Raw genomic sequence first — 19,892 nt, 5'->3', positions numbered from 1 at the left:
TCAATAGGTGTCTGGCCTATAAGGATCAAAGGTTTCTAGCTTTCTCCATACCTGTATCGTAGCTACTCGCAATGGCTCACCACGGAAGGAAACCGGCAATTCTTCCTCATAGATCAACTCCCTGAAGCTTGCAAAATCCCCAGGAGAATCATAGTTCCAACTCACAAAAATCCCCACTTTTTCTTCTCCAAGAAACTGCTCCAGCCCAGGCCATAGGTCAAACTGATTTTTCCTGGCTCCCATGTTTAACATGTACGTTTGAGGATGGTCTGGCAAGTAAAACGAAAGCTCGGAAGCCATATGATAGGTTTCTGAAAAAATAAAGGCATCCTGTAGTTCCAAACTATCCCTCAGGGTTTGCAGCCTAGCAGCTAATGGATCGTAGCCGGCCATTCTTCGAAAAGCAGATTTCTCGGCTTTTTTGATAGGCTTCACAGTTTTCAGAAATGTAACATCCGGCAGTATAAACAGCAGCGGCAATGCAATGCTCAGCCCTATCCCCCAGTTTCTGAGTTTTATCCAAAGCGGCTTTTGCTCACAGACCCAGGCTGCCAAAGCAATTGCCAGAGAGCTATAAGCAAACACCGGCCAGTTCACCTCTATGGAGGTCAGAAAACTCAGAAATGCAAAACCGGCCCAGGACATAACCGGAGCAAGCACCAGGTAAATTGATTTTCTCCGGGCATAAAAGCGAGATCGGATCACAAAGCCTGCAAAGACCGGAAGCACAAACACCGAAACCATCGCCAGCTGACCACCCACATATTCAAAAAACTGCTTCAGCGCTTTCCCAAAATCAAAGGGTGCAGTCCCACCTCCACCTCCGCTGAGTGCCGCCAAATGTTTGAAAGTATAAAAATCATTTTGCCAGTTCCAGATCAGCATAGGCGCAAATCCTATCAAACTAATGCCTAAAAAAACCAGATAAAAACTCCTTTGCTCCTTCCATTGCTTAGCATAAATCAGAAAAAGCAACAGAAATGGAAAAATCAAAATCATGACCATTTTGGCCATCAAACCTAAAGCAGAAGCCATCCCAGCCCAGACCCAGTATTTCAATTTGCTTTCCTCTATACCCCGGTAAGCGAGATAAACCGCCAAAATCCAAAAGAACGAGAGCGCGCTATCGGTCATGTGAAAGGTAGATGCAAGCCACCACAGGGGCATAGCCTGCAAAATCATCGCTGCCCAGAAACCTACTTTGGGAGAATAGAGCCTTTGCCCAAAAAGGAATACCACCCAAGACATCCCCGCTCCGCACAGGATGGCATTAATACGAACGCCCAGTTCTGTATTTCCCATTACTGCAGTACTCAGGTAGTTGAGAACGGCCACCAAAGGAGGCTTGGAATAATAATGCCAGGCCATATTCTGGGACCAAAGCCAATATTGTGCTTCCTCTGTAAACAGGTCTATTTCTGGCCTCAAAGTGAATAAAATCTTAGCCAAAACCATCCCGAAGGTGACTAGCCAAAAGTATAAAGTATAGTTGGGGGTCTTTTGCATTTTCGAATAATCATAAAAAAAGCACCTTTCATGCGTGAAAGGTGCCCCAAATTTAGGTATGCTTGGTAATTACTGCTTAGCCAGCACTACTTTTTCTTTGTATTTCTTGATTTGACGCCGCAGCCCTTCTATAGCATCATCTGAAGCGGCCTCAAAAGAATCCGATTGGCTTTTGGTGAAAAACTGCTTTCCGGGTACGTTCATTTTGATCTCCACAATCTTATTTGCGTTACTGTCATTTTTATCTAACCTCAAAAAAACCTCACCGTCTATGATCTGATCATAGTATGTATCCAGTTTGTCAGCTTTTTTCTGAATAAAGTCGATCAATTTTCGATCGGCGTCAAAATGGATGGAGTGCATCTGCAGTTTCATATTGATTTGCATTTAATGGTGAACAACTAATTTATTTATGCTTTCGGATGTGCCTGTTCAAACACAGCCTTAAGTTTTTCCATGGAATTGTGCGTGTACACTTGAGTGGCCGCCAGATTTGCATGGCCTAGCAGATCTTTGACAGCATTCAGGTCAGCGCCTTTATTGAGTAGGTGAGTAGCAAAGGTATGCCTCAAAACGTGTGGACTGCGCTTGGTAGTCTGCGCAAAAAGATCCAAATACTTCCTGACGATGCGAAAAATCATCATAGGGTAACTTTGCTTTTGTTGATTGCTGACAATAAAATACTCACTTTGGCCTACTTTAGAAAATGTTTCTTCAAATACTTTTTTGTACAGCAAAATATTCTGTTTTAGTCCTTTTGTAATAGGAATTATTCTTTCTTTTTTCCTTTTGCCCAGCACTTTCACCGATTCTTCAATCAGATTGATGTCTGACCACCTTAAGTTTACCAACTCAGAAAGACGGACTCCGGTGAGATAAAGAAATTCCATCACCATTCGGTCCCGCTGACCTTCAAATGTGGGTTCGTAAACGCTTTCCTCTAAAACGGCAATAATCGTCTCTTCCTGCACAAACTCGGGAAGTTTTTTCGGGTTTTTAAGTGCTTTTAACTTATACGTTGGGTCGGCGGAAATGATCCGTGATCTGAGCAAAAACTTGTAATACGACCTCAGCGTGGCAATTTTCCGGTTTACCGAGGTAGTACTCAACCCACTCTCTACCAGATCGATCACCCATGCCCTAAGCTCGGGATGCTCAGCTTCAGAAATTTCATTTTTTTCAAAAGAAAGCTCCAAAAACTCCTCAAACTGGGTCAAATCCCGACGGTATGCCTCCACAGTATGCGGGCTACTTTTTTTCTCAAATTCTAAATAATTGGCAAAGGAATCGATCATGCTTCAGGTATCTCCGGAGATAAGTTAGGAGAAAAAAAGTAATTCTAGGATGACCGCATTCACAAAAGGGCATAAAAAAACGCACCTGCCCGAAAGCAAGTGCGTTTGATATCTGAAAATCAATTCAGCTTATTTGTTAGCCTCTTCTTGAAGATGCTGCTTGTAAGCTGCTTTGATTACTTGTGCTCTTCTCTTGATAGAAGGCTTAGTGAAAGCCTGTCTCGCACGAAGTTCACGGACTGCACCAGTCTTGTCAAACTTCTTTTTGAAACGCTTCAGCGCTTTCTCGATTGATTCGTTCTCTTTTACGTTAACTATGATCATATCTATACACCCCCTTTCGTGGGCACAAAGGTATGGATATTATTTTAAATACAATAGCCTAAAAAGAAATAAACCTCTTGATCATACTTGATTATTAGGGCGATTTACCTAATTTTATATCCGAACAGAAAACCTTTTACCCGTGAATACCCCTACTCAACTTCAGCGACTGTTTAAATTCGCCCTAGCGCTAGTTTTGGCTATAACTCTTAGCAAACCTGCATTCTCTCAAGAAAATCCTGAGAAAATGGAATGGTTCGAAGATGCTAAACTCGGAATCTTCATCCACTGGGGAATCTACTCAGTAAACGGCATAGACGAATCCTGGTCCTTTTTCAATGACTACATCAGCTATGAAGACTATATGAAGCAATTGGACGGATTCACCGCTTCGAAATATGATCCAGAAAAGTGGGCAAAACTCATCAAAAGCAGCGGGGCAAAATACGCCGTTCTTACCGCTAAGCATCATGATGGAGTGGCGCTTTGGGACACCAAGGCATCTGAGCTCTCTGTAGTCAAAAAGACACCAGCCGGAAAAGATCTAGTAGGGCCCCTGATGGAAGCATTGGAAAAGGAAGGGATCAAGAAAGGCATCTACTACTCTGTCTTGGACTGGTCACATCCTGATTATGACCGTAAAACCCGTACAACCTACCGCTATAAGAATGATCCGGTGCGTTTTCAGAAATTCGTAGACTTTAACTTCCAACAGCTCGAAGAACTCTCTACACAATACGATCCAGACCTTTATTGGTTTGACGGGGATTGGGAACACAAGCCGGAGGAATGGAAAAGTGCCGAACTCAAGGAAAAACTTTTGGGCTACAACCCAAACTTGATTATCAATTCGCGTCTAGGCAAAGGCTTTGGGGACTATGACACTCCTGAGCAAGGTGTGCCGGTGAGCAGGCCGTCCAGTGAGTACTGGGAACTCTGCATGACCATGAACAACAGCTGGGGATATCAGGGAAATGATCACCAATATAAAAGTCCAAGTGAACTGCTTAGAATTTTTGTCGACTGCCTTCACATGGGAGGAAATCTCCTAATGGACTTCGGTCCAAAGCCAGATGGCACCATTCCCGAGCAAGCTGTAAACATCCTAAATGAATTTGGTCGCTGGACCAGTAAGCATGAGTCAGCAATCTACGATACGCAGGCTGGCATTCCGGACGGTCATGTCTACGCGCCGACCACACTTTCTGAGGACAAAACGATTCTTTACATCTACCTCGACTACAAGGTCAATGAATCATTAGCAATCAAAGGCCTGAAAAACAAAATCCAACGAGTTTGGGTAGTCGGAAACGGCACCAAACTCCAATCCCGTGAAGTGGGAAAAATGTACTGGAGTGCTGTACCAGGCATGAAGTACATCGACATCCCTGATAATGTCTATGACAAAGACATTACCGTAATCGCCGTATTACTGGATGGCCCTGTGGATCTTTATCGTGAAAAAGGCCAGGTGATTGAGAGTAATTAAAGAATTCTTTCCTGAAAGTGGGATTACTTCTATATTCGGAGTTCAACATTCATCATTCGATATTCTGAATTGGGAAATTCCCTCTCCCACTATCAAATCGTGAAATTCAAATGAAATCAAAGAATGTCGAAACGGCTGGATATCAGCACGGTGACTGAAAATCCAAAATTGTCAAACTAATTTTTTACCCCCCCCATCGTAATCAACCGCTTGTCAAAACACGGAAGATAAATATTGTATTTTTCATTTTAAATACGCAGTTTGAACTAAGCTAGCTTTTTAAATATCTTTTATCTTAAACAAAATAATCATGAAAAAAATGATGATTTTAACCCTTGCCGTACTAGGTATGGTCTTGGGTAGTTTTGCGGTGGTGCAGCCGGTGAAGGCTCAAGGAGGCCCTTGCGGCCCTAAAATTTATGACGACTTCGGTTGTTTTTTCAGAGAATGCGGTGAATGTACTTACTTCGAATGTGAAGCTGATGAAGACCACGAAGAAGGAGCAGGTTCATATATTGTCTGCTAAGTAATTTAATAATATGCAGCGCTGCTATTTCACGTTATTCTTCGTACTTATTTTCTCTTGTGGCCAAAGAGAAATTTCAGATGAAAATCAAAAATTTCTAGATTTAATAAAAATTGATTCCCTTCAAATAAATGATTTAGAGTACAAACTCATGGGAGTTTCCCAAATCCAACTCATCGGTGATTCTTTAGTGGCTGTATCTAGCCATAGAAAATCTTCGATAGCAATAATAAATATTCAAAGTGGCGAGATTGTCAGTGCAATTTCTGACGGAGAAATATTAGATATTAATTTCATTCCTGCGGCATTTTCAATTTTAGAATACCCAATTATTAAAATACTGGATAGCCGATCAAATTCTATTTTGGTGTTTGATATTTTGAAGAAGGAATTTAGGAGTAAAATAAATTTAGAAATTCCATCGAGCAAAATGATACGTTATATCCAGTCTGGATTTAAAGAAACTAATGATGGATTTATTATCGAACTATATCCCAGAGATTTAGATAATAACGATCCAGAATTTTATAAAAAATCAGGTGATTTATTTGGCTTATTTTCACAGGACGGAACTTTATCACACACATTTGGTCAATATCCGGTTGAGCTTCAAAACCTTGAAAGCCCAATATCCCCATATCGAACTTTCACACAAAATTTTGAAATAAACTCCCTATGGATTGGATTTCCTGCTTCTAGAGAACTACAAGAAATCAATCTAGAAGATGGAGAAATTTTAAACTCACTGAAAATCCCAATAACCAGTAGATTTTTTGATTTTGAGCCCAAGTACCTTCAGGAAAAAATCAATGTTAATTTTGATAGGTATTTGGATTTTCCGACCTCTCATTATTTTGATAACATCTTCGAAAGCGATAAAAGAATTTATATATCTACATGGATCAGAAATAATCAAAATTTAAAAAGCTTTAGTGCAGCTTCCCACTTGTTCGTATTTGAAAAAAAATCCAATACTTGGTATGAAACTACTGATACCTTTAAACCAGACCAATTTGGGAGATTTTTAGGTGAAATAAAGGACACCCTTTATTTCTACGAAGGCAGCATGATGAAATATGATGATAAATACATCAAACGAGCAGTCCTAAAACCCATTGAGAAGTGAATCCAAAAAATAGAAAAGGTCTCCCATTCACACAGGAGACCTTTTCTATATATTCGGATGAATTGCTTACGCGACTACTTTCTCTGCTAGCAATACAATCACATTATCTTTTACTTCCACTACTCCGCCATCCACGATCATGGATTGCTTTCCTTCAGGAGTGGTAAAGGAAACAGTTCCCTTTGCCAAAGCCGAAACGAGAGGAGCGTGATTTTTCAGCACCTGAAATGCTCCATTGGCTCCAGGAAAACTGGCCTCGGATACTTCACCCTGAAATACTTTTTTGTCCGGTGTGACGATTTCTAAATGCATGGAGTTTTATATCATTTGGAGACTTCATTTCTGAAAAATGGCAATGAAAGCCTCCGGTAAATAGTAAAATATTGTTAGTTGTCGGATGCCAAAACTGACAAACTACAACTGATTTATTTAACTTCTGCCAACATTTTCTCACCCTTGGCGATCGCATCTTCTATGCTACCTACCAAGTTGAAAGCTCCCTCGGGAAGGTGATCCAACTCACCGTCCATGATCATGTTGAAGCCTTTAATGGTGTCTTTGATATCTACCAACACACCTTTCAGCCCTGTAAACTGTTCAGCTACGTGGAATGGCTGTGAAAGGAAACGCTGTACACGTCTAGCTCTGTGTACCACTTGCTTATCCTCTTCAGAAAGTTCTTCCATACCCAAGATCGCAATGATATCCTGCAGTTCTTTGTAACGCTGAAGAATCTCTTTCACTCGCTGCGCACATCCGTAATGCTCTTCACCCAAGATATCTGGGGAAAGAATTCTGGAAGTAGAATCCAAAGGATCCACCGCAGGATAAATTCCTAGCTCTGCAATCTTTCTTGACAATACCGTAGTAGCATCCAAGTGAGCGAAAGTAGTCGCTGGAGCCGGGTCAGTCAAATCATCCGCAGGTACATATACTGCTTGTACAGATGTAATGGAACCGTTCTTAGTCGAAGTAATTCTTTCCTGCATGGCACCCATCTCTGTTGCCAATGTAGGCTGGTAACCCACCGCAGAAGGCATACGTCCTAACAATGCAGATACTTCAGAACCTGCCTGAGTGAATCGGAAGATGTTATCGATAAAGAATAGGATATCCTTACCTGCACCATCGCCCTCTCCGTCTCTATAATATTCAGCCAAAGTCAATCCTGTCAAGGCCACTCGTGCACGAGCCCCTGGAGGCTCATTCATCTGACCGAAAACAAAGGTTGCTTTTGAGTCTTCTAGTTTTTTCAAATCTACTTTGGAAAGATCCCATCCGCCTTCTTCTTCCAGGCTATGCACAAAGTCATCACCGTAAGTCACGATGCCTGACTCGATCATTTCACGAAGCAAGTCATTTCCTTCTCTTGTTCTTTCACCTACTCCTGCAAATACAGATAGACCGGCGTATGCTTTCGCAATGTTATTGATCAACTCCTGAATCAATACAGTTTTACCTACACCTGCACCGCCGAATAGACCGATCTTACCACCTTTTGCATAAGGTTCGATCAAGTCAATCACTTTAATACCTGTATAAAGTACCTCTGTAGAGGTAGAAAGATCTTCAAATTTTGGCGCAGAGCGATGAATAGGTAGTCTTTTTCCTGCAGGAACCTGAGGAAGACCATCGATTGCTTCACCCACCACATTGAAAAGTCGGCCTTTGATTGCTTCTCCGGTAGGAACAGAAATAGGCTGTCCTAGATCTTTTACTTCCATGCCGCGAACCATCCCTTCGGATGAGTCCATTGCAATAGTTCTCACTCGATCTTCACCCAAGTGCTGTTGAACTTCCATTACGACCACTTGGCCATTTTCTTTGGTAACTTCTACCGCGTCAAGGATGTTTGGCAGCTTGCCGCCTTCGAAGGAAACGTCCACTACGGGCCCGATCACTTGAGTTATCTTTCCAATATTTGCCATTTGATAATTGAAATGTAAAAAGGATATGCTTTTTGAATTCGACCGCAAAATTAACCATTAATGCCTAATCCCAAAGGATATTTGGGAAATTAATCTCCCTATGCTCAAAATTAATGAGCACTAAGTATTCTGTTTTTCAACAAGCTGCCCTGAACAGTCTGCAGCCTTTGGCCCTGTTATGCTTTCCAAAAAGTGATCTGGTAAGTTTGGGCATATTTCTACTTTACTTTTCTGCTCCTATTTAATATAGGACACTCCCTCATTTTTTTAAAAAAAAGAGATTTTCTACACTCTTTTTATTTGGATTCAATCTAGATAAAACTACATTTGCATAGTATTTAAATTTAATCTAAATAATGTTAAAGCGTTTCCTGCCCCTTTTCACGCTGATCATCGCCGCCTGCACAGCATCTTCCCAAAAGGAGGAGCATAGCCTCACTGAGAGAAAAATCATTACCGCAGGAGGTACTATCACCGAGGTAGTGCATGCACTGGGATATACTGATCAAATCATCGCTACCGACCTTACCTCTACTTACCCTTCGAGCATGCAGGATCTTCCCTCCATAGGGTACCGAAACCAAATCAAAGCAGAGGGCATACTAGCTTTAGGCCCGGACCTAGTACTTATAGAAGAGGGCTACCTGAATCCTGATGTAGTCACTCAGCTAAAAGCCGCTCAAACAAACATCCAGGTTTTCACCAAACCTACTTCCGTGGAAGGGACCAAGAAACTGGTCACTGATATTTCGGCATTCTTCGAAGCAGAGGAAAAAGGCATGGAAATCAATGCTAGTATTGATGCAGATATCGCTGATCTCAATGCTTATTTAGAATCCCAAGAATCCCAGCCCAAAGCAATATTCATCATGGCCCGTGGTCCGGAGACGGTATTCATCGCTGGTGATCAAACATTCGCATCGGAAATGTTTAAGCTGGCGAAAATAAAAGGCATTGCCACTGGCTTCGATGAATTCGCTCCAATGACGCCAGAATCTTTGGTGTCCATGAATCCTGAATTCTTGGTATTCTTCGAATCAGGAATCCAAAGCGTAGGTGGAAAAGACGGCTTGGTAGCAATACAAGGAATAGATCAAACCACAGCCTTCAAAGAAGACCATATCGTCGCACTTGACGGACAGTACCTTTCTGGTTTTGGTCCAAGAGTAGGAAAAGCAGCATTAGACCTTGCAAAAGCCGTTCGTCAATAACAGTTTATGAATTTCGCCCTGAGTCATACTAAGATCCAAAGTCAAAACCTCACCTTATTGGGGTTTGGTTTGGTCCTAGTTTTGGTTTTAATCGCATCTCTTTCTCTGGGTGCATTTAGCATACCATTTCCACAGACCCTTGCGATCTTACTTGACCAAATCGGAATCTCATTAGGAACTTTCGAAGTCCAACAAGCGAATGTGCTCCTACAAATCCGCATGCCTCGCGTTCTGATGGCTTTGCTGGTAGGTGGAGGATTAGGAATAGCCGGAGCCGCTTTGCAAGGTATGTTCAGAAATCCCTTGGTAGAACCCGGACTAATAGGAGTGAGCACCGGCTCAGCTTTATTTGCAGTGATTTTCATGGTACTGGTGCCCACTGTTTCTTCTTTGGCTTGGATCAAAACTTTGGGATTGCCGCTCTTTGCATTTGTTGGCGGATTAATCTGTGTAACGGCAGTTTATCAACTATCCAAATCCCAGGGAAGAACCGATGCTGCCACATTGATTTTGGCCGGTGTGGCCATCAATGCACTGGCAGCGGCATTGATAGGATTGGTTTTGTTTTTCGCCGATGATTCAGCTTTGCGAAGCTTCACTTTCTGGAGCTTAGGCGACTTGGGCGGAGCCACATGGCCAAAAATCCCGGTGAGCCTTATACTTATAGGAGTACCATCTATTCTATTATTATTCAATTCAAGACCACTCAATGCTCTGGCACTCGGAGAGCAGGAAGCTTTCCACATGGGCGTAAATGTGCAGCAAGTCAAAGTTCGCTTACTCATTTGTAGTGCTTTGATCGTAGGAGTTGGAGTTTCCATGGTGGGAATGATTGGCTTTGTAGGCTTGGTCGTGCCGCATTTGATCAGAATTCTCTTGGGTGCCGATCATAGATTGGTACTTCCGGGTTCATTCCTGCTAGGAGCAATACTGATGAACTTTGCGGATCTGATCGCTAGAGTGATTGTAATTCCAGCCGAAATGCCCATAGGTGTCATCACCGCCTTGATAGGCGCTCCCTTCTTTATCTGGCTTATTTTCAACCTAAATAAAACTAAAAACTGATGCTTCAAGCTTCTAATGTACATTTTTGCATTCGCCAAAGACCCATCGTAGATGAAGTCAGTTTGGAGCTGAATCCAGGGGAAATTCTGGCTGTTTTAGGACCAAATGGTGCGGGCAAATCCACTTTCTTCAAATTGCTTTCGGGCGAAATCAAATGCAAGCATGGCTCTGTAGGATATAATGGCCATGAAATCAATAAACTAAAAGCGCGTGAACTCGCAGCCGTGAGAGCAGTGATGCCACAGCATACCCAAGTCAATTTTCCATTTACAGTACAAGAAGTAGTGGAACTTGGACACATCACTACTAAAGTAAAACAGCCTGCAAAACTAATCAAGGAAGTTTTGGAAGCTACCAATACTTCTCACTTGAAAGATCAGGTATTCAACCATCTTTCCGGAGGAGAAAAGCAACGGGTACAATTGGCGAGAGTGCTGGTTCAAATCTGGGAGACAAAGCCTTTCCCCAGGTATTTGCTCCTTGACGAACCAACTTCCAGTTTGGACATCGCGCAGCAGCATGCAGTTTTGAAAATCCTGCAGACATTAAAATCCCGAAATATCGGAATCCTGGTGATCCTCCACGAGTTGAATCTTGCGGCTCAATACGCCGACAAAATTGCTTTGCTGAAAAATGGCATAATTGCCAAAACAGGTACAGTAAAAGAAGTTCTGGAGGAAAAAATCCTGGAACAGGTATTCGGTCACCCTATTCAATTAATACAAAACCCTGTCACCGGCGGTCTGCTCATATCCGCTGCGGCGCAGGTAAACACATCTCAACCCACATTTAAACAAGCCTAACCATGGAAACTATTCAAGAATCCGCACAATCCTTAAAGCAAGCATGGGAAAACCTGAAAGAGTCTGAACCACAACTTAGAATCCGTGATGCGGCTGCCAAACTTGGTGTGTCGGAAGCTCAACTTTTAGCGACCGGTATCGGCGCAAAGGTGATTCGTCTGACTGATAATTTCACTGAGCAATTAGAAGAATTCCCAAAACTCGGCCGGGTGATGTCCTTGACCAGAAGTGAAGGTTGTGTATTGGAGCATAAAGGCCCATTCCAGAAAATCGAAATGCATGCTGCCGGACCACACAAGATCGCTACGGTGATCGGACCTATCGAGCAACGTGTGTTTTTCGCAGGTTGGAAATTTGGCTTTGCGGTGACTACCGAAACTCCCCGCGGTACTATGAAGAGCTTGCAGTACTTCGACAAAGCCGGTGAGGCGATCATGAAAGTTTACTTGCAGGAAAAATCAAATCCAGAGGCTTACGAGGAATTGGTGAATAACAATACAACCGCTGAACAATCTGCGGAATTGGAACTTGAAGCTTTCCCGGCTCCAGAATACGTTTCGAGAGAAAAATTGGACTTCGAAGGGTTCTCCAAAGACTGGGAAACGATGAAGGATACCCATGATTTCTTTGGTATGCTTCGCAAGTACAAACTGAACAGACAAGATGCTGTAAAGTGGATTGATGATAAGTGGGCGTATGAGATCGACAGACTTTCTGCACGAAAAATCGTCCAAACTGCCGCTGAAACCAAGCTTCCTATCATGATTTTCGCAGGAAACAAAGGCAACATCCAAATCCACCAGGGCAAAGTGCAAACAATCCGGCAGATGGGTGATTGGCTGAATGTGCTAGATCCTAATTTCAATATGCATTTAAATGAAAATGTAGTGGACAAAGCCTATGTCGTTCACAAAAACACAGAAGATGGATTGGTATCTGCAGTGGAGCTTTTCGACAAAGAAGGTGAAATGGTCGCTCAGTTTTTCGGTCTGAGAAAGCCTGGACTACCTCAGAAACCTGAGTGGAAAGCATTGGTAGATAGCCTTTAATTCAAAATACGGCGGGGGATAAAACTTCCGCCATTTCAAAAAATTTTATGCACATGCATAGATTTGATCTAAATAAACATTTCCTTCTCACGTTTTGCCTTCTGTTTTGCGCTACACTATTTACCGAGGCCCAGACTGGCTTGAAAGGAAAAGTAGTGGATGAAAAAGGAGATGGGATTCCCCACGCTACGATTTGGCTGGAAATTGGTAAAGGAGAAGTGGCTGATGAGCAGGGAAATTTCACGCTTACTCAGTTTCCCAAAGATGGCAAACTCAAAATCTCAGCGGTGGGATTTGAAACCCTTTGGGCAACTTGGCCAGCAGGAAAAAGCTCAGAAATCTTCACCCTAAGCTCCTCCACTTCCGATCTGGAAACGGTGGTAGTCACGGGAAGTTTTGAACCGCAATCTGCCAAGCAATCCGTCTATCAAGTACGGACAATCGGCTCCGAAGTCATTCAAAACCGGGCTCCAAGCAATATTCAAGAAGTTTTGAATACTGAGCTCGGCATCCGTTTTTCACAAGACAATGCACTTGGATCCAGTAATATGGAACTGCTTGGAATGTCCGGCCAGAATGTGAAAGTCCTCATCGATGGTATTCCTATGGTTGGCCGCCAAGGAACTTCCAATGAGATCAACATCAATCAAATCGACATCAACCGCATCGAGCGGGTGGAGATCGTAGAAGGTCCGATGTCTGTAGTCTATGGCGCTGATGCGTTGGCAGGTGTGATCAATATCATTACAAAGTCTGATGATGGGGAAAAATTTGATCTCAAAGCCAGAGTGCAGGAGGAAACAGTCGGTAATGAGTACAGTCCATTTGACGGAAAAGGCACTCATATCAGAAGTGTGACTGGAAACTTTCGATTGATAAACTGGGATTTCGGCGCATCATTTTCGCAGAACAATTTCGGAGGGTGGAAAGGTGAAAAAACCGGAAGAGACTATGAATGGCTTCCGAAAGATCAGAACTTTTTAAACCTGAAAGCCGGCTGGGGTAAGGAATCCCTAAATCTGGACTATCAGCTGGACTTCTTGGATGAGACAGTTTTCGCTTATGGGCCTGATGCACGTCTGGAAGTGCTGGATCAGGAATTCATCACTACCCGCTGGATGCATAGACTGAGCGGAAGATGGGATACGAATGAGAAATTCGGTTTGACTTGGCAAGGAGCATTTACAGATTACACTAGAGAGAGTGAAACTTGGGTGAGTAATGTGAGAACCGGAGAGCATTTCCAGTCACAAGCGCCTGGAGCAAATTCCACCATCGAATATTCTGGTTTCAGCTGGAGAATGATCGGCGACTGGAAAATAGCTAACAAATTCAAATTACAACCAGGGATCGATCTTAATCTGGAAGAAGGATCGGGAGAGCGAATCACAGAAAATGGAGGAATTCAAGATTATGCAGTCTTCCTATCCGGAGAATGGTCGCCTTTTTCCTCAATAAAAATGAAACCCGGTCTACGCAAAAGCTGGAATTCTGCTTACGATGCCCCAGCTTTGATACCTTCTTTGAACACCAAGTTTGCGCTGAATAAAAATCTGGATCTCAGAGTAGCTTACGCAAATGGCTTTAGAGCGCCATCAATCCGTGAATTGCACTTCAACTTCTTTGACGCAAGTCACAGCATCACCGGAAATCCGGATCTGAAAGCCGAAACTTCAAACAGTTTTAACGGCTCACTAGATTGGAAATCACAGCTCAATCCAACTTGGAAAATCTCAACTGTTTTTGGCGCTTTTTACAATGATGTCAAAGACAGAATCGCTTACGGTCAAGACCCAAATGACATTCAAGTCACCACGCTCTTTAATGTGGAGCGATACAAAACCGCTGGTTTTACGCTGAACCATACAGAAAGCTTTAAGAATCTTTCGGCAAATGTGGGTTTCTCCTATATCGGCAGGTACAATTTGCTTTCTGAGGAACAAACTATAGTTCCGGAAATGAGCTGGACTCCAGAAGTCAACACGAATTTGACTTATCAGATTTTGCCCTGGAAAACCACCGCAACTCTCTTCTACAAATACACGGGAGCACTTCCTGGCTATGAAACTATAGCTGACTCTGAGGGGAACCCGTCTGCCAAAGAAATTATGCTGGACGGGTACCATTGGATGGATATTTCTTTCAAAAAGGATTTTGGGAAGCATCTCTCTGTCAATGCCGGAGCAAGAAACATCCTGGATGTAAAACAAATCAGTAGCACTTCCGAAGGCGGAGACGCCCATGGAGGCGGAAGCCAAAGACCTGTTGGCTATGGAAGATCCTATTTCCTAGGCCTCACCTATCAATTAAATCAATAACTATTTACCAAACTTAAACACAATGCAACAGTATCATTTTCTAACACTTACAGCCCTCCTTGCAGGTGTAACTCTCCTTTCATCCTGCGGTGAGGATGATCCAGAACCGGTAATTATACCACCAACAGAATCCGGCCTGATCGAAGTAGATGGTGGCGGAGCAGCGTATCCCAATACCGCGTTTATTGACTTGAGTAAAGGGACTCAAACTTCTGTAAGCAGGGACTCATGGGATTTGGCATTTGCCACAGGATCGGAATTCAAAGTTCTGATCAATGGAACTACGGGAGCTATGGCTTCAGCCACAGGTGAGACTGATATCAACGCAGTATCGACTGCAGCTATGAGTGCAGCTGACTCTGCGGCTTTGGTTTTAAGCTTTACAAATCTGGAAGGGATTCTTCATGTGGACGATCCTTCCATGCCGCTTTCTAAGCCTGCAATTGCTGCCGTTAGCGCTACCGAAGCAAGCAATGAAGTTTATTTTCTTTCCAGAGGTGCTAGTGGAGTGGATGCAAAACCTTGGAAAAAAATCAGAATCATCAGAAATGGAGATGGATATACCTTACAGCATGCAGCTGGAGACGCAACTGATTTTACCTCTGTTGACATTGGGAAAGACAGCGATTACAATTTCGTCTATTTCAGTTTTGAAAACGGCGTTGTAGAGGTAGAACCAGCCAAAGACACATGGGATATTTCCTGGACAGCTGGCACTTCTTCTACCCCATTTCCCCAGGCGACCAATGGAACTTTAGCATACTTTTTTCAAGATTTAATCTACCAAAACATCTATGGTGGCAGTGCTGTATCGGAAGTATTGGAAGAAGATATTGCTTATGAGAACTTTAGCGTGCAGGATGCCGAAACCTTACCATTCAATAGCACGGATCGACTTACAATTGGGTCAAACTGGAGAGCCGGTGGAGGACCTAGCAGTTCGCCTGCTGTGAAAGAAGATCGATATTACGTAGTAAAAGATTCGGAAAACAACATTTACAAAGTAAGATTCCTTTCATTGACAAAAGACGGAGAAAGAGGCAAGCCAAGCTTCGAATTTGAGTTGGTGACTGAAGAATTGTAAATATTAGGTTCAATAATTTCGGAAAGACCAGGAGCGGCAAAAGCTGTTCTTGGTTTTTTTTTGAACCGTAGAAGCCCTAGGCCCATCAAGAGAGCAGGTACCCCAATCTGAAAATTGTATGGAAGGATGAAGAAAAGTAAACAATCCTCTACTGGGCACAAAAAAACCACAACCCTTTCGAGCTGTGGTTTTGGAAAGTAGGTCTATCGTTTTTAGCTAGCTTCCAATGCATTGGCACCGGAAACAATTTCTAGAATTTCATTGGTAATGGCAGCCTGACGTGATCTATTGTACATCAATCGAAGCTCTTTAAGCAATTCTCCGGCATTGTCTGTAGCCTTATCCATTGCTGTCATTCTAGCGCCATGCTCAGAGGCATTGCTTTCGAGAACAGCTTTGTAAAATTGGATTTTCAGAGATGTAGGGACCAACTCATCGATGATGTATTTTCTGGATGGCTCTAGGATGTAATCCACTTCAGCGGTGCTTTTTTCTTCAGCAGAGTCTTCTTTTGCCATAGGCAAAAACTGCTCTACCTGGACAAGCTGAGTAGCCACATTTTTGAATTCATTGAACACCAAATAAACTTGGTCATACTCACCAGCTACAAAGGAGTTCATTGCGTATTCTGCTGCATTTCTCACATTGTCAAAAGTAAGATCTGCAAAGACCTGATAATAATCAGGCACTAAATTGAATTCACGCTTTTTGAATGCTTCAAATGACTTTTTACCCAAGGGCAAAATAGTAATATTTTTATCGGCAAAACGCTGTGAAATAGCTGCGTTGACAGCTTTGATGATATTCGTGTTGAAGGCTCCGCAAAGTCCCTTGTCTGAAGTTACTGGAATGATGAGTACATTTTTCACTTCACGCTTTTCAGCAAAAACGATATCGGAAGCTCCTTCAGAAGAAGCGGATACATTGTTCAGGATTTGGGTCAACTTCTGAGAGTAAGGACGCATCTGCACGATTTTGTCCTGTGCTCTTCTAAGCTTAGCGGCGGATACCATTTTCATGGCTTTGGTAATCTGCTGAGTGGAGACTACCGAATTGATCCGTTCCTTTACTTCCTTGAGGTTAGCCATCTTGCTTGCTTTGTGCGGGGTATTAACTACCCGGAAGACCGCAGTCTCCCGGATTGTAATTCAATTATTTTGAAAATTTAGGTGCTAATTCTGCAGCTGCTTTGGAAAGCACCTTACCAGCTCCATCTATATCACCTTTTAGGATCAACTGAAGTGCTTCTGGATAAGATGTATCTAATAGCGTGTAGAACTCCTTCTCAAATGCTCTGGCTTTTTCTACAGGCACTGAGTCCATCAGTCCTCTGGTAGAAGCATAAATGATGGCCACCTGATGCGCTACAGATACTGGAGAGTACTGAGGCTGCTTCAAGATTTCCTGGTTTCTTCTACCTCTCTCGATGGTACGCTTAGTAGTAGCATCTAGATCGGAACCAAACTTGGCAAAAGCTTCCAATTCACGGAACTGAGCCTGATCCAGCTTCAACGTACCCGCTACTTTCTTCATGGACTTAATCTGTGCGTTACCACCTACTCGTGATACGGAGATACCCACGTTGATCGCCGGTCGGATACCGGAGTTGAAAAGGTTTGTTTCCAAGAAGATCTGACCATCTGTAATGGAAATTACGTTAGTCGGAATATAGGCAGAAACGTCACCAGCCTGGGTTTCGATGATAGGAAGAGCGGTCAATGATCCGCCACCTTTCACTAGAGGCTTGATAGATTCTGGAAGATCATTCATTTCCTGAGCAATCTTATCAGATTTGTTGATTTTGGCAGCTCTCTCAAGCAATCTTGAGTGAAGGTAGAACACATCACCCGGATATGCTTCACGTCCCGGAGGTCTTCTCAGTAGTAGAGACACTTCACGGTAAGCTACGGCTTGCTTGGAAAGGTCATCATAAACCACCAAAGCAGGACGTCCAGTATCACGGAAGAATTCACCAATGGCAGCACCAGTAAATGGCGCAAAGAACTGCATTGGAGCTGGATCTGAAGCAGGAGCTGCTACGATCACGGTATAAGGTAGTGCACCGCCTTTTTCCAAGGCAGCTACTACACCTGCCACTGTAGATGCCTTCTGTCCGATGGCAACATAGATACAGAATACAGGCTCACCTTTATCGTAAAATTCTTTTTGGTTCAAAATGGCATCAATTACCACAGCAGTTTTACCTGTCTGACGGTCACCGATCACCAATTCTCTTTGTCCTCTACCGATTGGAATCATGGCATCGATAGATTTGATACCAGTCTGAAGCGGCTCGGTCACTGGCTGACGGTAGATTACACCTGGTGCTTTACGCTCCAGTGGCATTTCATACAGATCACCAGCAATAGGACCCTTACCGTCGATAGGGTTACCCAAGGTATCTACTACACGGCCCAGCATGCCTTCACCTGCTTGGATGGATGCGATTTTCTTGGTTCTTTTTACGGTATCGCCTTCTTTGATATCTTTGGAATCTCCGAAAATTACAGCACCTACATTGTCTTCTTCCAAGTTCAGTACCATTGCTTTCAGACCGTTGTCGAACTCTAGCAATTCACCAGACTGAGCCTTAGAAAGTCCATAGATTCTGGCTACACCATCCCCCACTTGAAGGACTGTACCCACTTCTTCTAGTTCTGCTTCGGTTCTAGCACCAGAAAGTTGCTCTCTTAGGATTGCCGAAACTTCATCAGGTCTTACTTCTGCCATGATATATTAAGATTAATGCTTTTGATTAGATTTTACTTTCGTAATGATTGGTATTAAACTGAGCTTTCAATTGTCTCAATTTGCTACTCAATGACTCATCGATTTGACGGTCATTAACTTTCAATATATAACCTCCGATCAAGTCCGGGTTGATTTTCTCCACCAACTGTACGGATTCCTTACCGGAAATCTCTTTGACTACGGATACAAACTCGCTTTTCAATTGCTCATCTATAGCAAAAGTAGTCGTAAGCTCAGCCACCTGGATAGACTTGTGCAGATTATACTGACTTTCAAATTCTTTGGCTACGTCCAAGAGGATATCTTCTCTGTTCTTTCTTGAGACTATGTCAAAGAAGGACAAAGTCATAGGATCAGCATCTTTGAAAAGTGCTTTTAGAATATTCAACTTCTTTTCAGAACCGATCACTGGGTTTTTTAACACTACAGCAAATTCGGAATTACTGGCAGCCAAGGCTGTCAATCTTTCGAAATCCGAATGCACCTCCTCTAGTCTTTCTTTTTCCAAAGAAAGTTCCATGATTGACTTGGCATAGCGGGATGCTACTCTCTGGTTTGACATGGAGAAGGATTAGTTTAGCTTAAGTTCCTTAATAAATCCATCCACCAAATCCTTCTGGGACTTGTCATCAGATAGATTTGCTCTGAGTAATTTCTCTGTAACCTCCAATGAAAGCGTAGCTACCTGAGTCTTCACATCTGCTAGTGCAGCTTTCTTCTCAGTTTCAATTACCGCTTTTGCATTTTCGATCATTTGCGCTCCGGTCTTCACTGCCTCTTCTTTCGCTTCTTCGATCATTTTCGTAGAAGCATCTTGCGCTTTTTTGAGGATTGTATCTCTTTCCAGTCTAGCTTCAGCCAGAAGTTTTTCATTCTCAGCTTTCAGGTTTGCCATTTCATTTCTGGCCTTTTCAGCAGCCTTCAATGAATTGTCTATACTGGTTTCTCTTTCTTCTATAGCTGCAAGCATTGGCTTCCATGCAAACTTGATCAGGATAAACAAGAGTGCCAAAAAGCCAAACAACTGCCAGAAGATCAGTCCGGAACTAGGTAAAATCAGATCCATTAGATATATATAATTTCGTTATTGTTCAAAAAGAGGGATTGGCCCAAGCGGCCAATCCCGATTCATTTGTTCTTAGAAAGCGATACCGCCTGCATTCAATGCAATAAGTAGACAAACTACTACTGCAAACAGGGAAACCACCTCGATCAACGCTGCAATGATCAACATAGCAGTCTGGATCTTGCCTGCAGCCTCTGGCTGACGAGCAATAGATTCCATAGCCTGACCACCGATTCTACCGATACCAAGGCCTGCGCCAATCGCAACAATACCTGCACCGATACCAGCACCCATAAGTGCCATTCCAGCTGTCAATAAGATTGAAGTTAACATAAGTTTATATTTATAAAT

General features: G+C 42.9%; 20 protein-coding genes. 9 read left to right on the top strand and 11 right to left on the bottom strand.

Features of this window, described 5'->3' with window-relative positions; translation table 11 throughout:
* The 4 genes from PBT90_RS00615 to rpsU all read right to left on the bottom strand — a co-directional run bounded on the left by PBT90_RS00615 (position 1) and on the right by rpsU (position 3,125).
* On the bottom strand, positions 1 to 1,506 hold the full coding sequence (locus PBT90_RS00615; RefSeq protein WP_270131069.1) for an ArnT family glycosyltransferase: 1,506 nt from the start codon (positions 1,504 to 1,506) through the stop codon (positions 1 to 3).
* Positions 1,507 to 1,575: 69 nt separating this feature from the next.
* Positions 1,576 to 1,881: an HPF/RaiA family ribosome-associated protein gene (locus tag PBT90_RS00610; protein ID WP_264808423.1), complete on the bottom strand. Its 306-nt coding sequence runs from the start codon at positions 1,879 to 1,881 to the stop codon at positions 1,576 to 1,578.
* Positions 1,882 to 1,916: 35 nt separating this feature from the next.
* A complete protein-coding gene (locus PBT90_RS00605; RefSeq protein ID WP_264808422.1) occupies positions 1,917 to 2,801 on the bottom strand; it encodes a tyrosine-type recombinase/integrase in 885 nt (294 codons plus the stop codon).
* A gap of 129 nt (positions 2,802 to 2,930) precedes the next feature.
* Positions 2,931 to 3,125, bottom strand: a complete 195-nt coding sequence (gene rpsU / locus PBT90_RS00600) for a 30S ribosomal protein S21 (RefSeq protein ID WP_264808421.1) — start codon at positions 3,123 to 3,125, stop codon at positions 2,931 to 2,933.
* A 142-nt stretch (positions 3,126 to 3,267) separates the two neighbouring features.
* Between rpsU and PBT90_RS00595 the strand changes: the two genes are divergently transcribed.
* From PBT90_RS00595 to PBT90_RS00585, 3 genes are all read left to right on the top strand, one after another.
* Positions 3,268 to 4,614 (top strand): alpha-L-fucosidase, encoded by a 1,347-nt coding sequence (locus PBT90_RS00595; protein ID WP_264808420.1) that lies wholly within the window; start codon positions 3,268 to 3,270, stop codon positions 4,612 to 4,614.
* 310 nt (positions 4,615 to 4,924) lie between these two features.
* Positions 4,925 to 5,140: a hypothetical protein gene (locus tag PBT90_RS00590; RefSeq protein ID WP_264808419.1), complete on the top strand. Its 216-nt coding sequence runs from the start codon at positions 4,925 to 4,927 to the stop codon at positions 5,138 to 5,140.
* A 13-nt stretch (positions 5,141 to 5,153) separates the two neighbouring features.
* Positions 5,154 to 6,266: a hypothetical protein gene (locus tag PBT90_RS00585; RefSeq protein ID WP_264808418.1), complete on the top strand. Its 1,113-nt coding sequence runs from the start codon at positions 5,154 to 5,156 to the stop codon at positions 6,264 to 6,266.
* 66 nt (positions 6,267 to 6,332) lie between these two features.
* Here the strand turns inward: PBT90_RS00585 and atpC are convergent, their stop codons facing one another.
* Both atpC and atpD read right to left on the bottom strand, forming a co-directional pair.
* On the bottom strand, positions 6,333 to 6,578 hold the full coding sequence (gene atpC, locus PBT90_RS00580) for an ATP synthase F1 subunit epsilon (protein ID WP_264808417.1): 246 nt from the start codon (positions 6,576 to 6,578) through the stop codon (positions 6,333 to 6,335).
* 113 nt (positions 6,579 to 6,691) lie between these two features.
* Complete coding sequence (gene atpD / locus PBT90_RS00575; RefSeq protein ID WP_264808416.1) at positions 6,692 to 8,194, bottom strand: F0F1 ATP synthase subunit beta; 1,503 nt, start codon at positions 8,192 to 8,194, stop codon at positions 6,692 to 6,694.
* A 356-nt stretch (positions 8,195 to 8,550) separates the two neighbouring features.
* Here atpD and PBT90_RS00570 point away from each other — a divergent pair, with 356 nt between their 5' ends.
* Genes PBT90_RS00570 through PBT90_RS00545 form a run of 6 tightly spaced genes read left to right on the top strand, consistent with a single transcriptional unit; the run spans position 8,551 to position 15,724 of the window.
* A complete protein-coding gene (locus PBT90_RS00570) occupies positions 8,551 to 9,405 on the top strand; it encodes a heme/hemin ABC transporter substrate-binding protein (protein WP_264808415.1) in 855 nt (284 codons plus the stop codon).
* A 6-nt stretch (positions 9,406 to 9,411) separates the two neighbouring features.
* Positions 9,412 to 10,470, top strand: a complete 1,059-nt coding sequence (locus PBT90_RS00565; RefSeq protein WP_264808414.1) for a FecCD family ABC transporter permease — start codon at positions 9,412 to 9,414, stop codon at positions 10,468 to 10,470.
* Positions 10,467 to 11,273 carry a heme ABC transporter ATP-binding protein gene (locus PBT90_RS00560; RefSeq protein ID WP_455423633.1) on the top strand — a complete coding sequence of 269 codons (807 nt, stop codon included), beginning with the start codon at positions 10,467 to 10,469 and terminating at the stop codon, positions 11,271 to 11,273. Before PBT90_RS00565 ends, PBT90_RS00560 begins: the two co-directional genes overlap by 4 nt.
* 2 nt (positions 11,274 to 11,275) lie before the next feature.
* Positions 11,276 to 12,322, top strand: coding sequence for a hemin-degrading factor (locus PBT90_RS00555; protein ID WP_270131060.1), 1,047 nt, complete (start codon positions 11,276 to 11,278; stop codon positions 12,320 to 12,322).
* Between the two features lie 53 nt (positions 12,323 to 12,375).
* Complete coding sequence (locus tag PBT90_RS00550; RefSeq protein ID WP_270131058.1) at positions 12,376 to 14,640, top strand: TonB-dependent receptor; 2,265 nt, start codon at positions 12,376 to 12,378, stop codon at positions 14,638 to 14,640.
* 22 nt (positions 14,641 to 14,662) lie between these two features.
* Complete coding sequence (locus tag PBT90_RS00545) at positions 14,663 to 15,724, top strand: HmuY family protein (protein WP_270131056.1); 1,062 nt, start codon at positions 14,663 to 14,665, stop codon at positions 15,722 to 15,724.
* Between the two features lie 212 nt (positions 15,725 to 15,936).
* Here PBT90_RS00545 and atpG read toward each other — a convergent pair whose 3' ends face one another.
* The 5 genes from atpG to atpE all read right to left on the bottom strand — a co-directional run bounded on the left by atpG (position 15,937) and on the right by atpE (position 19,874).
* Complete coding sequence (gene atpG, locus PBT90_RS00540) at positions 15,937 to 16,812, bottom strand: ATP synthase F1 subunit gamma (RefSeq protein ID WP_270131055.1); 876 nt, start codon at positions 16,810 to 16,812, stop codon at positions 15,937 to 15,939.
* Positions 16,813 to 16,876: 64 nt separating this feature from the next.
* The gene (atpA, locus tag PBT90_RS00535) at positions 16,877 to 18,454 is read right to left on the bottom strand and encodes a F0F1 ATP synthase subunit alpha (RefSeq protein WP_264808408.1); all 1,578 of its coding nucleotides are present in this window, start codon (positions 18,452 to 18,454) and stop codon (positions 16,877 to 16,879) included.
* A 25-nt stretch (positions 18,455 to 18,479) separates the two neighbouring features.
* Positions 18,480 to 19,037, bottom strand: coding sequence for an ATP synthase F1 subunit delta (gene atpH / locus PBT90_RS00530; RefSeq protein WP_264808407.1), 558 nt, complete (start codon positions 19,035 to 19,037; stop codon positions 18,480 to 18,482).
* Between the two features lie 9 nt (positions 19,038 to 19,046).
* Positions 19,047 to 19,541 (bottom strand): F0F1 ATP synthase subunit B, encoded by a 495-nt coding sequence (locus PBT90_RS00525; protein WP_264808406.1) that lies wholly within the window; start codon positions 19,539 to 19,541, stop codon positions 19,047 to 19,049.
* Between the two features lie 72 nt (positions 19,542 to 19,613).
* Positions 19,614 to 19,874, bottom strand: a complete 261-nt coding sequence (gene atpE / locus PBT90_RS00520) for an ATP synthase F0 subunit C (protein WP_091695803.1) — start codon at positions 19,872 to 19,874, stop codon at positions 19,614 to 19,616.
* Between the last annotated feature and the right edge of the window lie 18 nt (positions 19,875 to 19,892).

Origin of the sequence: Algoriphagus sp. TR-M9 (genome assembly GCF_027594545.1) — a bacterium.
Lineage (GTDB): Bacteria > Bacteroidota > Bacteroidia > Cytophagales > Cyclobacteriaceae > Algoriphagus > Algoriphagus halophytocola.
This window is presented reverse-complemented; position numbering and strand designations above follow the sequence as displayed.

Bases quoted from the DNA above. Each gene is read 5' to 3' on its own strand.
- PBT90_RS00615 (WP_270131069.1), bottom strand. From the start codon at position 1,506: ATGCAAAAGACCCCCAACTATACTTTATACTTTTGGCTAGTCACCTTC.
- PBT90_RS00610 (WP_264808423.1), bottom strand. From the start codon at position 1,881: ATGAAACTGCAGATGCACTCCATCCATTTTGACGCCGATCGAAAATTG.
- PBT90_RS00605 (WP_264808422.1), bottom strand. From the start codon at position 2,801: ATGATCGATTCCTTTGCCAATTATTTAGAATTTGAGAAAAAAAGTAGC.
- rpsU (WP_264808421.1), bottom strand. From the start codon at position 3,125: ATGATCATAGTTAACGTAAAAGAGAACGAATCAATCGAGAAAGCGCTG.
- PBT90_RS00590 (WP_264808419.1), top strand. From the start codon at position 4,925: ATGAAAAAAATGATGATTTTAACCCTTGCCGTACTAGGTATGGTCTTG.
- PBT90_RS00585 (WP_264808418.1), top strand. From the start codon at position 5,154: ATGCAGCGCTGCTATTTCACGTTATTCTTCGTACTTATTTTCTCTTGT.
- atpC (WP_264808417.1), bottom strand. From the start codon at position 6,578: ATGCATTTAGAAATCGTCACACCGGACAAAAAAGTATTTCAGGGTGAA.
- atpD (WP_264808416.1), bottom strand. From the start codon at position 8,194: ATGGCAAATATTGGAAAGATAACTCAAGTGATCGGGCCCGTAGTGGAC.
- PBT90_RS00570 (WP_264808415.1), top strand. From the start codon at position 8,551: ATGTTAAAGCGTTTCCTGCCCCTTTTCACGCTGATCATCGCCGCCTGC.
- PBT90_RS00565 (WP_264808414.1), top strand. From the start codon at position 9,412: ATGAATTTCGCCCTGAGTCATACTAAGATCCAAAGTCAAAACCTCACC.
- PBT90_RS00555 (WP_270131060.1), top strand. From the start codon at position 11,276: ATGGAAACTATTCAAGAATCCGCACAATCCTTAAAGCAAGCATGGGAA.
- PBT90_RS00550 (WP_270131058.1), top strand. From the start codon at position 12,376: ATGCATAGATTTGATCTAAATAAACATTTCCTTCTCACGTTTTGCCTT.
- PBT90_RS00545 (WP_270131056.1), top strand. From the start codon at position 14,663: ATGCAACAGTATCATTTTCTAACACTTACAGCCCTCCTTGCAGGTGTA.
- atpG (WP_270131055.1), bottom strand. From the start codon at position 16,812: ATGGCTAACCTCAAGGAAGTAAAGGAACGGATCAATTCGGTAGTCTCC.
- atpA (WP_264808408.1), bottom strand. From the start codon at position 18,454: ATGGCAGAAGTAAGACCTGATGAAGTTTCGGCAATCCTAAGAGAGCAA.
- atpH (WP_264808407.1), bottom strand. From the start codon at position 19,037: ATGTCAAACCAGAGAGTAGCATCCCGCTATGCCAAGTCAATCATGGAA.
- PBT90_RS00525 (WP_264808406.1), bottom strand. From the start codon at position 19,541: ATGGATCTGATTTTACCTAGTTCCGGACTGATCTTCTGGCAGTTGTTT.
- atpE (WP_091695803.1), bottom strand. From the start codon at position 19,874: ATGTTAACTTCAATCTTATTGACAGCTGGAATGGCACTTATGGGTGCT.